Raw genomic sequence first — 13088 nt, forward strand, 5'->3', positions numbered from 1 at the left:
TTGGTGGAGAGGGAGCGGTTGTATGGGAATCGGGTGGTGGTTAAGTATGAGGTTGGGGAAGGCGCTTTTGAGGTGACGTAAATCTATTGGCTGGTTGTTGTTTTTTTCAATTTTATCGATTCACAAGGACGTTTCAATGAACCGCTGTTTCAAGACTTTCATCCCGGTCGGTGTGGTGCTTTTTACTCTGTTCAGCACAGGCAACACATGGGCACAGGAACCGCGAGCGCTGTACGACGCGATGAAGGGTGGGGTCTGTTCGCCTAACTCGGAGCGCTTGCACGAAGACGCGGTAAAGGGTGATCTGCAAGCACAACTGGAATTTGGCAAAGCCATTCAGCAGAACCTTTGCGGGGTGGTAGAGCAATTCTCGCCCGGCATGCCTGAAGAGTGGTTTCGCAAACCTGCAGAACAGGGAAATGCCGAGGCACAAGCCGAACTCGCCCACGAACTGAGTTCGGACTGGAGTGTAGAAGGTGAAGACGCCGGGGTTTACTGGAGTCTGAAAGCTGCGGAGCAGGGCAATGCGAAAGCGCAATTCCATCTGGCGCAGATTTATCATCGTGGTGGCCGCTCGATAAAAAATCTCAAGGATATGGACAAGGCTATGGCCTACTACAACCAGTCCGCCGAGGGCGGTTATCCCGATGCCTACATGCTATTGGCGATGATCTACCAAGAAGGGGATGGGGTCCCACAGGATGACGTAGCGGCAGCCAAATGGCTCCGTAAGTTCGCCGAGACGGGGAATGCTTCTGGGCAGTTTGATTTTGCAGAAATCCTGGCTGCCGGGCGAGGTGTTGAAAAAGATGAAGTCAGTGCCTTCGATTGGTTTAGCAAGTCGGCTGCCCAAGGAAATAAGTACGCCCAATATGAGATGGCGCAGATGCTCGAACAGGGCCGTGGAACGAAGCGCAATGAACGGGAAGCGGCCAATTTCTATCGCAAGGCGGCTGATGCCAAATATGGCAAAGCTCAATTGGCGTTGGGGAACATGTACGCGCAGGGCAGAGGTGGGTTGAGCAAGAGCAAAACCAAGGCGAAATTCTGGATGCTCAAGGCGATTGAAAGCTCGGCACCTGGGGCTCAGGAAGCGTTAAACAAGCTTTGACGTGGCTAGCAACAAGGGGCGATTGAAGTCGCCCCTTGTTGTACATCAGACTTCCTGTTTCCAGGCTGAAAGGGTGATCACAGTTCCCTCTTCTTTTCGATTGTTGATCTCGATTTTGTAGGTCCCGCCACCGATATACCCCTCAACAAGTGCTTTTCTCTCGGTGCCGCTGATCTCGGAGTCTTTGGCTTGTTGCTTGTAAAATTCCAACACGCTTGCGTACTCGGTGTAGGTCTGCAGAATGACCTCGAACTCATGTCGTGGCCGGCCGGCTATTTGATCCCAGTCGCCATCCATAGGGGCGCCTACCATGCCGGGCGTTATGAATTTTCCGTGTGCTCCAGCACCGATCAAATGAGCTTGTTCTGGAAGCAAGGGAAGCATGAATTCGGGAAAATCTGACGGAAGCTGTGAGGCGCTCCACGCCGCCTTTTTCGGATCTGTGGAAACGTATTCCACGGTCGCAATTTTCTGCACATTAGCGCGTGTTTCAGGATCGTCGCTCTCGGCAAGGATGGCTTGCATGGGCGGCAACTGCTTACTCCAGGTAACAAGAGGCGCAGCATCATCTTTTTTCGCGCCTTTCGACTGGAAGATAGTCAGCACAGTGTCCGTTAGGTCATTACAGCTCAACGACTCTTCTCGGGACTTTACAGTGCAGTGTCCGTTTACCAACCCGACCGCAACCAGTTGACCTTTTTCATCCAGCAACAAGGCAGCCCGTTCGACACCGTTATTACGGTCATTCATGGCTGTAATCATCTTTTTCCCAGCGGGAACACCCTCTTCAAAAGACGAAATTTCTGAATCTAGGGATTCAAGGACCTGCTGCACGATCATGGTGTTGTCGTTTGTGTAGCTACCGGTCGCATAGCCAAAAAAATCAACCAGCGAAGTTCGGATCGCGGGATCCTGATTGAGTTTCGGGGGAGTGGGTGCTGCGGGATCATTTGTCAGCAACAACGCAACGGTGCCGTCGGGACGTTTTTCTGAGCGTAGTGACAGGGCGGTTGCGTTCAGGGAAAGAGTCAAGGCGAGGATGAGGGTTAGGGAGCGCGTTAGGTGTGGCAAGAGACAGTCCTTTGTGTTGGTTGTAAATCAGATTGTGAGGTTGGTTTTATGAGGGGGGTTAATGAAACGAAAAATAAATCTGTCGCCTTTGGTTATATGTTCCCTTTGATTATAGGTCTGTTTGGTGAACTCAGTTGCGAAAGTAGAGTTCGTCGATCTGCCGTCGTCGAATCGACAAATATTCTTCCCAGACTGTCGGAAAGTCTTCGTCGCGGGTGAAGGGGAAGGTCAGGTAGATGTGTTTCCCGCTAACGCTCAAATACTGCCTGGTCCGTTTGAATGCGGGCTGCTCGTGAACTGATACAGTCTCATCATAACCATCGTGACGCTGGTGGATACTGATCCGGTGCGGAGCAATCATTCCTCGTGAAAAGTCGATGACCCAACTACTGTCCACGGCAGTGGTGAGGTAACCGTAGACGCCATTGTCGGATAAGCGAATACACGATCTTGCGTGTACGCCCTCGTCATCGTTTACAAGCACAACTTGGTCGTTGAAATAATTGATGCGATTTTGATTTGGGCCTGTTAGCAGAAGACCCCAACCCTCTGCTCCCATATGGAACTCACCTGTATTGTTAAATTCTGCAATCCAGTCGTTCGGTAGGGTGATTTTATGGCAGTTCATGTTGAGTTTTTAGTAAGTTTAGTGGTCGGGCGGGTAGTGAGTGGATGTGTTGTTCAAAGCTATGGAAACTGATTCCTGGAGATCTGTTTTAGTGATAATACGGACGGATTTATTCTCTTGAACGAAAACAAATCTATCCTTTTGAATTTTTTTGGGTCTGTGGATTTGTTAAAGTTTTTCAATGTCTATAGCGCAGCCATTGTTTTTTAATATTTGAAGCTCTTGCTCAAAGGAATACTTCGATGAGGTTTCGTTTTTTTTGTCGTATTCTTTTCTTAGTAGTCTAAATAGGGTGCTGACATTGTTTTTTGCTTTTTTGTCAAGGCTTTCAGTTAGGTCGTATTTCTCGTCTGAAAGAAAGCTTATTCTGTTTTTTAGGATGTAGTATGCGGCTATATTTGAGAGCAGGCCCGTTGCATCCTCGTAATTCTCGCTTAGATACTTTGCGTAGTCTTCAAATATTTTTGTCAAAAGGCTCTGAGGCGTTTTTTGATTTTTTAAAACACTGCACATTTCCTGCCAATTGCTGACATAGAGGTGGTCACCCCAATCGGAACCTCTAGCGAAATAAATCCCTTCACCTTTGAAAAACTCGGAAATTTCATGCTGATCTAAGGCGGTTTCAAATGTGGTTTTCAATGAAGCTTTTCCCAATCTTCGAAGTTTTTCAGCAACAATGAAAAGGAGACCTAAAAAGGGGACGGATCTGAAAGAAGTGATTCAGCGTTATTGCCTAGCCTTCGGAACTATAAACACGTGACGAGTTTATTTTCATCAGCGAAAAATAAATCTGTCCCCTTTAGTTTTCGTCCCCTTTAGTTTTCAAAACTGATTTTCGGAAGTGTCTATAAAATCCGGGGATATTCAGAATTTAGCGCTAAGGATTCTCCTTTGTGATGTTCATACCTTCGGTAACTTGTTTTAAGAATTCAATTTTTGCTATCGAAAAATCTGAAAACTGTCGAAGATCTTCCATTCTTCCGCGTTCGGAATAGTAAACACTCCAAATCGCATTGTCAAAGACTATGCATGTTCGTTCGTTTTGGTTTTTTCCAACAGAGTAATTGCTCTTCGGAACTCCCAAGAACTCTAGATCTTTTGCCAACCTATTCAGGTTTGTAGTCACTGTGTTTTCCACGGTATACCTCTTCAAGAATGGATCGTCACCTTGGGTGAGAGTCGCCGGCGAACGCCTTACACCATCTATCGAGTCAAGACGGTATTGAATTCCTCCACCCGATTCACTGAACCAGGGAAGAACTTCCCCTGCTTTAACGGTCAAAGGTTTCTGGACCTCGTACACATAATAGTCTTCTCGTTGTGTTCCTGGTTTCAGAGCCCTTTCAGAGTATCCCGTTCCTGTAGGAGATAAGAAAGAACCTCTTGGCGAACCAAATCGGTCAATATAGGTACCCGGTAACAGAGTAAAGTCAGCTTCTACTTGACCTACCGTGCCAGGATAGGGATGCCACTCACGAGCAGTTAGTCCATTTTGCCGATCATTGAAGTTTGAAGAAGCCCGCGCATTAATGAAAAGGAGACAGATTTATTTTCTTTCATGTGAAAAGGGGACAGATTTATTTTCTTATTTTCTTATTTTCTTATTTTCTTATTTTCTTATTTTCTTATTTTCTTATTTTCTTATTTTCTTTAACGAAAAATAAATCGGTCCCCTTTGACTCCTTGACTGTCCAAGAGCATCCTTTCCTTTGAATTTGATTGTCCTTTTTATTATGTTTTTAGAGTTAAGCCCATGCTATGGATAGATTGTCTGGACGATCAATGGGTACTATGGCCACTGTGCCGCTTGAAGATTGAACATGGATGTTGCAGTTATGAAAAGTGATTTTTTCAAATGGGTTGGTTCTGCTCAATACGATCAGCCAAACTAGTTCGTCGGTGTCTTTTTTGGAAAGTGCAATGAAACCGTCATCTCCGGATGCTAAGCATTCGCCGCAAGTAAAAAATTGTTGTTAGAATCTTCTGCTGTATAAGAGGTCGAGAGGCCTTCGCATATGTCGGTGTGGTCTAGTAAGAAATCATTTGCCGGGACCCATGTTTTTTTTGTTAGTTTTTCTTCTTTTTCTGAACAATCAAAGAGGCAGTAGAAGCCATTGTTTAACGTAATTGAATTTTGTCGAGGGTATGCTTCTTCAAGCCAATGTTCTTGGACTTTATGTTTGTCGGTAGTGAACATTTTTACTTGCCTATTCGTTTGTCTTTGGTTGGTCGTTTCAAACGAAAAATAAATCTGTCCCCTTTGGTTGTCCCTTTGGTTGCTTTATTTGTTTATGGTTTGGTACTTTTTAAGGCAGTTTAGTAATGTTTTCATAAAGTTGCGTTTGTTGGAAGGGAGGGCAGGGAAGTATGTTGTCATGTCTGAAAAGCTTCGATTGAAGCTTTCGTTCTTTTCTAGATAGAATGTAAGTGAGTCTGTATACCATTGCTGTTCGCTTGCTGTTCGCTTGCTATTCGGCTTGTGAAGTCTGGCATGATAAAAGCGTCGAAAAGCTTAGTAAGCTCTAATTCGTTGTTTATGTCTGTACTTGCTATCTGTTCTTCTGCTTCAATATTTTGATCGCTATCCACGTCAAAGGCGAAAAGTAGAGACGGCAAAATATCCAGGGTTGGTTGTAGTTTCATTGTTCGTACTTTGAAAAGGGGACAGATTTATTTTCTTCAACAAAAATAAATCTGTTCCATTTTAGTTTCATTTTAGTTTTTTGGCTGTCCGTCCGGATATTTTGTTTTGTTGGTTGCTCGCTCCACAAATTAACAAAATCATCGAAGTTATTAGCAACGAATTTAGTGTCGCTTGAACTTGGATCAAATATCTCAACGGTAATGGATGGTGTGTTGAAATTTAGGCAAATCAGATAACCACCCGCATCCCTTGCTATAGGGATCATTTGTTTGGGAAGCCCTGGGGGGGTTCCCGCCCCTGAATACCATGAGATGGTATATGGGGTCATATCAGGCGAGAAAGAAAAAAATTCGCTTATACAAGTCCCTTCGTTGCCATATGGAAATGAGGATGTCTCTGGAGAGGCCTCGTCGGAATATGTGACCAAGTCCAAGTATGACTTTGGAAAACTTACGCTAAGTAGTTTTTCTACTTGGGAAATCGTATTGGTATCCACTGAGGATCCTTGTTCAATCCCAAAAGAACTCCAGTCAAACTTCATGTCATCCCTTTGTGATTATTTCTTTCCATCTGCAAAGCCCCCTTCTTTAGTTCGCGCTCGCCGTGATCGAGCGAAATCAAGGTTCTATTAGAGATCTTATTTATTGCTTGCTGTCTATTGATTTTTTCATGCTATAACCCCTTGGTAAAGTCGATAGCAGATTGAAAGGCGTCGGCACTTCTTCGACTAAAAAAGTGGATGAAAATGGGACGGATTTATTTTCTTCAACAAAAATAAATCTGTCCACTCTAGTTTTGTTGGTTTGATTTGATGTGGCCCTTAAGATGATATCTCACTAAAATTTATTTCGCCTTCGCTGCTGATGCAGCCTATGAAACTCAGGTCGTCGGAGAAGAAATAAGTATGCTGAGGGATTTCGGCGAAAATTGCCAAGGTGGTTTCGAAATTGTTAGTGCTGGTTTTATATGCGCTCTCTGTGAGGGCGTCGCCAATGAAAATTATCTCAGGAATACTTAGCACCTTTACTTTTTCTGATATTTCTCTAAAGGCTTGGTTATATTCATTTTTTACGTAGCTCATGCTGTTAGGTATTGAGTTCCACGATATTTTGGAGCCGGAGAACGGAAATTTTTTGTTGATAACTGATACGAAGTCGTCGTGTGCTTCGCTTTTTAATTTTTCGAAATGGATATTCGATTCTGATAGTTCTTTTTCAAGTTCTTCGTCGAAATAGCTCATTTTTTGAATGCCTTGAGTAATTTTAGTACAGTTTTTTCGCTTGCGTTGAATAGGTAGTGGGGCGCTGGTTTTTTTCCTGACCAAACGTTTATGTGTGCACCACTTCTCTCATCGTATTCAATCCGGTAGCCAGTCTTTCCATCAGCAGTTTGCATGCCGACGTTCTTTCCTGCGTTTGTACCAAACTTGCCAATAGTAGGTTTCTCGGCCTTGAAACCATTACTTTCGAGCCATTCAAGTGCTTTGTTGCGGGCTTGCTCGAAATGTTCAAACTTTAGAGTTTCTCCGATCTCAGGAGGTGTGTCTTTTTGCGGAGGTTTTTTGGGGGTGGGGCCGTTGGCTTGTTTACAAGCCAACCCCAATGGATCTATCCAGCCCGTTGGGTTAGGCACGTACTGGTAGCTATTTAACCCACCCGCAAGCTTGATCGGATCCGGCGTCAAAAACCGCCCAGTGCCCGGATTGTAGTAGCGGTGCCGGTTGTAATGTAACCCTGTCTCGGCATCAAAATACTGACCCTGGAATCGCAACGGGTTGTCGATTTCGCTGACGTCCAACACGGCAAGGTTGCCGTAGGCGCGGTACTTCGCGGACCACATGATTTCGCCACTGTAGTCAGTGAGTTCCTGCGGTGTGCCCAGATGGTCGAGTTGGTAGTAAAACGGCGTTGCCTTGCGCGGGCCTTCGCCGTCGAGCATGGCCAGCGGGCGGAAGCTGCCGGGTTCGTAGATGTATGTGCGATAACGATTGTCGCCGCTTTCGGCGATCAGGCGTTCGCCTTGCCACAGAAACTCGGTGGTTTGGCCATCGACGGTTTTCTCGATGCGACGACCGAAGGCGTCGTATTTGTAGGATGCGGTGCTGCCACCCGGCAGGCTCGCGCCGATCAGTCGATGCTGGCAGTCGTAGCGATATTCGGTGACGAGCTTCTGTCCGGTGCCGCGACGTTCGCGGATCAGGTTGCCATAAGCGTCGTAGTCGTAATGGCGGTCGCCCTGCATCAACAGGCGGTTGCCTTTGACGTTTGCGAGGTTGGCTGTGCCTTCGTTGTTCTGGCCGAGCAGGTTGCCTGCCGGGTCGTGGGCGAAGGTTTCCGGTGTCGCGCCACGCACGCTGGTCAAGCGGTCCAGCGGGTCGTAATGGAAGCTGCGATTGCCCTTGCGGCTGTCGTCGATGCCGGCGAGGTTGCCGTTGGCGTCGTAGTTATAGCGACGCTGGAACAGGTTTTTCTCGCGCTGGCTGACGCTGTGCGCTTGCAGGCGACCTTGTTCGTCGTACTGGTATTGGCTGAGCAACAGGCCTTGTTGGCGCTGCTGTTCACGACCGGCGCTGAATTGGTGGCTGGTCAGGCGTGAGCCGTTGAGGTCGATGCTGCTCAGACGTCCGCCGGACAAATGGCAGTAGTCGAGTGTGCTGCCGTCGGGGAGGCGGCAGTGACTCAGTTGTCCGACGCTGTCGTATTCGTAGCGCGTGGTACCCCAACCCTGATGCTCGGTGATCAGACGATCCTGCACGTCGTATTCGTAGGCAAGCGGCCAGTGCCCGTCGTCGACATTCACCAGACGACCCAGAGCGTCGTAGCTGTAATGAATCTCTTCGCCATCGGCGAGGGTCTTCACCAATAGTCGTCCGACAGTGTCACGCTGATACTCGGTGACCAGTTCGCTGCCGTCGTCGCCGAATTCGGTCTTTTTCAGCAACTGGCCGTTGAGGTCGTATTCGTAGGCGGTACGGCGGCCGTCGAAACCGGTTTCCTGCTGGATCAGGCCGTTCGAGTAGTAGTCGAGTTTGTAATGCTCGCCGCGTTCGTTTTCGATTTCAGAGAGCAGCAGGCCTGAATTGTCGTAGCGATAGCGCAACTGGCTGCCGTCGGGGTTGATGCGGCGGCTGACCAGATGCAGGTTGTCGGCGTATTCGTAGCGGGTGACGTGGCCGAGTTCATCGCGTTCGGCGGTGACGCGCCCGTATGGGTTGTAGGTGAAGGCTCGGGTGGCGCCACCGGGCAGGGTGACCTGGGTCAGACGATCGACGGCGTCCCATTGGTAATGGGTGATGGCGCCGAATTCGTCCTGGCGGGTGATCTGGCGCCCGAGTGCGTCATAGCGATACTTGCGCTGACCACCGTCTGGAAGGCGTTCTTCCAGTAACTGTCCAAGATTGTTCCAGCCCAGTTGATGACGGCTGGAGTCGGGGTGGCGAATTTCCAGCAGTCGGCCCTGACGATCGTAGCTGTAATGTGTTTCGTTGCCCTGCGGGTCGATTTGTCGGGTGATGTCACCCTGACGATTGCGATCGTACTGCCAGCGAGCCTTGCCGCGCTGGACATCTATGAGTTGGCCGTTGAAGTAGTTGTAACGGGTAGGTTGGCCTTCCGGTGGAATCACCGCCATCAAGCGACCGGCCTCACTGTATTGGTACTCAGTGATGGCGCCCATTGGATCTTTTACAGCGACCAGACGACCTTGATCGTCATAGGCATTTTGCGTTTCGCCGCCATCGGGTGCGGTTTCGCTGACCAAACGCGCATTTTCGTCATGCACGTAGACAAGCTCGCTACCGTCAGCGTTGTAGACGGTTACCGAGCCTTTATCGTCCCATTCGTAACGCGCTTCCATTTGCGCATAGTTGGCCCAGTGGTGAATGCAACGGGAATGCTTGCCTTCATGCTCCCACTCCCAGAAGAAACTGGCGCCACCGGCCAGTTGCCGTTCAAGAATGACGTGTTGGTCGTTGTAGCGGTAATACTCGGTTTCACCGACGGCGTTGGTCGAAGCGATGAGCTGGTTGTGAGCGTTGTAGCGGTAGGTGACGAGTGTCTGAATGGTCAGCCATGGATCTTGCCGTTCGCCGCGCTCGTCGTATTCCGCACGCTGCTGCTGTTGATCTATCGATGCAATGTGTCGACCGTCGTAACGCACGAACAGCGAACGGCCAGCGCCATTGTCGATACGCTGGATGCGGTCGACCAAGTCATAGCTGATGTGCAACCGGTTGTCATAGGCGTCGCTGATGGTGGTCAAACGGCCGGCGCGGAAGTGATAGAAACTGGCTTTCGCGCCAGCCTGCGTGAGGATCAGTTCCCCGGGAGCGTCACCGAGGAAAATCGCCGCCTGCGCCAGGCTATTGGTGATCGTGGGGCGTTGTTCACTCGGCATCGGGAAGCGGGTTTGGCGGTTTTCATTGTCCGTCCACAGCACACCTTCATCGTCGAGTTGCAAGCGATGGGATAGAGAATGGCTCCAGCCATGGCCCAGACGGCTATCGATTTCCACGGCACTGCTGCGGTACAGGCGCGTCCATTCGAAAGGAAGCAAACCGGCCAGTGCGCCATCTGTAATACTTAACAACTCCTCGCCAGTCACCATAGAAACCGGTTCACCGTCGGAGCAGGTGTCATCGACACACAGGGCAGGTTTGTCCGCCGGGTTTTTTGACTGATCAGGAGCGTTGTCGACCTTTTCTACTTGCTCTGCTCGAGAGACAGGTTCATTTTTTCTCCGGGCTTGAACCTGCGCATCGGATTCAACTTTTCCACCGCTGACAGGATGTTTCTGCTGAGGTGCTTTCGCGGTTTCAGCAGGTTTGGGGCTGGCAATCTGAACATCGGCCTTACGCGCCGGGTTGAACGCCGCATCACCATTAAGCAGCAAAGGCTTTGACGCCTCGGTATGCGGTGTCGCCTTGGATTTGCTGACTTTCATCAGCATGCCCGTGAAATCTTCAATCAGCTTCACGACTTTGCCGCTGGCTTGCACGCCTTTGATGGCTTTCGTGCCGACACGCACCGCCAGACCGAGACCGCCAGTCAGGACGACGCCGACCAGAATGTTCAGCAGGAACTCCGTGCTCATCTGAGCCAGAACTTCGGTGCAGGTTTGCGGCGGCAGCATTTTCACCCAGGCCACGATGGCAGCGACGTAGATCCACATCAGTGGTTCGTCGCTGGCAATCAGCAGGGCAGTGTGAATGGCCTCTGCGGAGGCGTCATAAATCTTCTTGATCTGTTCTTCGGTGAAGAAGTTTTTCAGTTTCTCGTAGTTCTCACGAGGGTGCGCAACCAGGTCATAGAGGCTTTTGATATCGCCCCACAAACCCATGATCGCTTTCAGAAAACCTTCCCACGCCGCTTCCAGTTCTTGCAGGGCACGCCCGCCCAGCGAGGCATCGGTGTGCGCTTGCCAGAGCGGCAGGAAACTGGTGCTCCACTCCGTCTGTAACCAGCCTCCAAGTTCGCCGATTACCCCCTGATAGGAGTTGAACAGACTATCGATCTGGGCAGGCGTAGGGTTGGGGAAGAAGGTGATCTTGTATTGTTGGTTCGGTGTAAGGCCCGAGACTTCGAGGATGCCAGTCGCATCGATGGTTTTGTTGATCGCTGGCCCCACTTCGTTTTTACCAACGAAGCGACCATCGACCACAGGCGTCAGACGTACCGGCGTATTGCCGATCGGCACAAAGCGAGCGGATTCGAAACTGTGTACGAGCACGAGCTTGCCGTTGGCCGGGCAGTTGGCATAAAGGGTATTTTCCTTTTTGCTGTCCTTATCCGCCGTGCCGACTTCGTCACCGACCTTGAACTGCTGCTCTGCGTCCAGAATACCGCCGTACCAGGCTTCGGCATGCTCGCGATAATCCTTCAGACACTTCTTGAAGTCGCTGATGATGGCCTGAGCGTCAGGTTGTTTTGCGTTGAGGCTGCCAACAATCCCGCCCATCAAAATGCTCATACAGCCACCTCACTTTCCAGATGGGCCTTCAGCAGGCCGGTAAAATTTTCTTCCGTGAGTGGCGTGCGTTTTACGAAGCGCGCCACTTTCTTTTGCAGGTTTGATTCCGGGAACGAAAAGTACAGGTCGGCATGTTCGTCCAGCAGCCACTGCATCATGTTGCCGATCACGGTCGACGGGTTTTCGGCCATCAAACTGTCTAGCAGATCTTTCGGCACCTCCCACCACGGCCAATCCCTCGCCTTCGGCACCACCCTCGGTCCGACTTCCAGGCTGCGGCCATTGACCAGATACCGCTCAAACACCGGCAGCACCTCCCCAGCGCTCTCACCCAGCCCTTCAAGAATCGGATACATATGCCGCCCATCCCAGAACCGGAAAAACACCTCGGTCCCGTCCGGCATTTTCACCTGGGTCAGGCTGCGCAGGTGTTCGAAGACTTCGTTGGGTTCCGAGCGGGAAACCGCCAGCCAGCCCCAGTCGAGGGCGTCGGTTTCGGTGATCCAGGGCAGGAAGGCCGAGTTGGACTTGAGTTCGGCGACGTAAGGCATCACCGGTTGCCAGGTGGAGTAGGGCGTTCCGCCCCAGACGGGAATGGCCTGGACGGACGGTTCGCTCTGATACAAGGCTTTGAGCGCTTCGGCATCGCTGGCGGCGCTGACGATCAGGTACAGGCGTTCGTTCGCCTTGAGCGGGTGCGCGGAGAGCCAGGCCTGGGGAGTGATTTTTTCAGATGCCACAACAACCGTCCTTGATGGGTGAGCTTATTGGCTCATGTCCGCTTCAATGTTTTCTTCGTAACCCGAAAGCTTGTGCAGAACGCTTTCGTTTCCCGAGTATTTTTCTTTCAACTGCTTGAGCTGCTGATCTGTTCCCTTGCAGTACTTGTTTGCATTGCTGACGAACCGATTGATGTTGTCAGGGTCGGCCGAGTCGTACTCGGGAATATCACCGCGAAGCGAGTCACAGTTGTTTCTCTTGATTACGTAGCTGGAGACGTCGTCGGGTACAGCGCTGCGACGCTCGGCTGCGGAGGCGGTCTGCGGTTGAGTCAGCAAGACACCTGATAAACAGCATGACAAAACGCGCAGATTGACTCGGTCTCTGAGCGCTATGAGATTTGTTCGCGTATGGCGCCCGCAAGTCAGATCGCGCATGCCCCTGCCTTACACTTCTCACACTCTTCACAAAACGGCGCATTACGCTTGAGGGTGTTGATCTGCGCCGGTGTCAGCACGGCACCCGCCTTATCGGCATCGGCCTGTTTCAGTACGCCCGGCATCAACGGCGCCGCCCCGGTCCCGCTCCCCGGCCCACCACCCGAATTGATGTTGATCGCCGGCCCACTCATGGTCACGCCGCCGCCATCGATCTTGATGAAGCTGCCACCGCCGACCAACGTCAGTTCAGCGCCAGCCTCCAGCACCACCTTCATCCCGCTGCTCAGGTGAATTTCCTGGCCGGCGTCGATGAATTGTCCGGTGCCGATCTTGATGTGCTGGTTCACGCCCACGGTCAGGTGGTCGTTGGCCCGTGCTTCGACTTTGCGGTCTTCGTAGACGGTGTGGTGTTCTTCAGCCTTGAATTCCGTGTAGCTGTTCTTTTCCACGACGTCGTGGCGTTCGTTGCCGACGCGGATTTTCTGGTCGTGTTCGATGTTTTCGTCC

At 50.6% G+C, this 13088-nt stretch carries 12 protein-coding genes; 1 reads left to right on the forward strand and 11 read right to left on the reverse strand.

All coding sequences use genetic code 11. From position 1 onward, the window contains the following. Positions 1-136: 136 nt before the first annotated feature. Positions 137-1111: a tetratricopeptide repeat protein gene (locus AC3WRD_RS29585; RefSeq protein WP_102622795.1), complete on the forward strand. Its 975-nt coding sequence runs from the start codon at positions 137-139 to the stop codon at positions 1109-1111. A gap of 45 nt (positions 1112-1156) precedes the next feature. On the opposite strand, the gene AC3WRD_RS29590 is transcribed toward AC3WRD_RS29585, so the two are convergent. From AC3WRD_RS29590 to AC3WRD_RS29640, 11 genes are all read right to left on the reverse strand, one after another. Then, complete coding sequence (locus AC3WRD_RS29590; protein WP_102622796.1) at positions 1157-2182, reverse strand: hypothetical protein; 1026 nt, start codon at positions 2180-2182, stop codon at positions 1157-1159. A gap of 130 nt (positions 2183-2312) precedes the next feature. After that, positions 2313-2810, reverse strand: coding sequence for a hypothetical protein (locus tag AC3WRD_RS29595; RefSeq protein WP_102622797.1), 498 nt, complete (start codon positions 2808-2810; stop codon positions 2313-2315). Positions 2811-2978: 168 nt separating this feature from the next. Then, positions 2979-3449 carry a hypothetical protein gene (locus tag AC3WRD_RS29600; protein WP_102622798.1) on the reverse strand — a complete coding sequence of 157 codons (471 nt, stop codon included), beginning with the start codon at positions 3447-3449 and terminating at the stop codon, positions 2979-2981. A 238-nt stretch (positions 3450-3687) separates the two neighbouring features. Further along, the gene (locus AC3WRD_RS29605) at positions 3688-4356 is read right to left on the reverse strand and encodes a TNT domain-containing protein (RefSeq protein ID WP_102622799.1); all 669 of its coding nucleotides are present in this window, start codon (positions 4354-4356) and stop codon (positions 3688-3690) included. An 866-nt stretch (positions 4357-5222) separates the two neighbouring features. Further along, a complete protein-coding gene (locus AC3WRD_RS29610; RefSeq protein WP_102622800.1) occupies positions 5223-5453 on the reverse strand; it encodes a hypothetical protein in 231 nt (76 codons plus the stop codon). Further along, positions 5450-5995: an SMI1/KNR4 family protein gene (locus tag AC3WRD_RS29615; RefSeq protein WP_102622801.1), complete on the reverse strand. Its 546-nt coding sequence runs from the start codon at positions 5993-5995 to the stop codon at positions 5450-5452. The genes AC3WRD_RS29610 and AC3WRD_RS29615 overlap by 4 nt, the downstream gene beginning before the upstream one ends. Positions 5996-6274: 279 nt before the next feature. Further along, positions 6275-6694, reverse strand: a complete 420-nt coding sequence (locus AC3WRD_RS29620) for a hypothetical protein (protein WP_102650884.1) — start codon at positions 6692-6694, stop codon at positions 6275-6277. After that, positions 6691-11421, reverse strand: a complete 4731-nt coding sequence (locus AC3WRD_RS29625; RefSeq protein WP_102622788.1) for an RHS repeat-associated core domain-containing protein — start codon at positions 11419-11421, stop codon at positions 6691-6693. Before AC3WRD_RS29625 ends, AC3WRD_RS29620 begins: the two co-directional genes overlap by 4 nt. Beyond that, positions 11418-12161: a DUF4123 domain-containing protein gene (locus tag AC3WRD_RS29630; protein WP_102622787.1), complete on the reverse strand. Its 744-nt coding sequence runs from the start codon at positions 12159-12161 to the stop codon at positions 11418-11420. Before AC3WRD_RS29630 ends, AC3WRD_RS29625 begins: the two co-directional genes overlap by 4 nt. A 24-nt stretch (positions 12162-12185) precedes the next feature. After that, positions 12186-12578: a hypothetical protein gene (locus tag AC3WRD_RS29635; RefSeq protein WP_256580675.1), complete on the reverse strand. Its 393-nt coding sequence runs from the start codon at positions 12576-12578 to the stop codon at positions 12186-12188. Beyond that, positions 12566-13088: bacteriophage T4 gp5 trimerization domain-containing protein (locus tag AC3WRD_RS29640; protein WP_146013113.1), on the reverse strand; the 523-nt coding region annotated here is incomplete at its 5' end. The genes AC3WRD_RS29635 and AC3WRD_RS29640, both read right to left, overlap by 13 nt.

This window comes from Pseudomonas sp. FW215-R2, assembly GCF_058789255.1.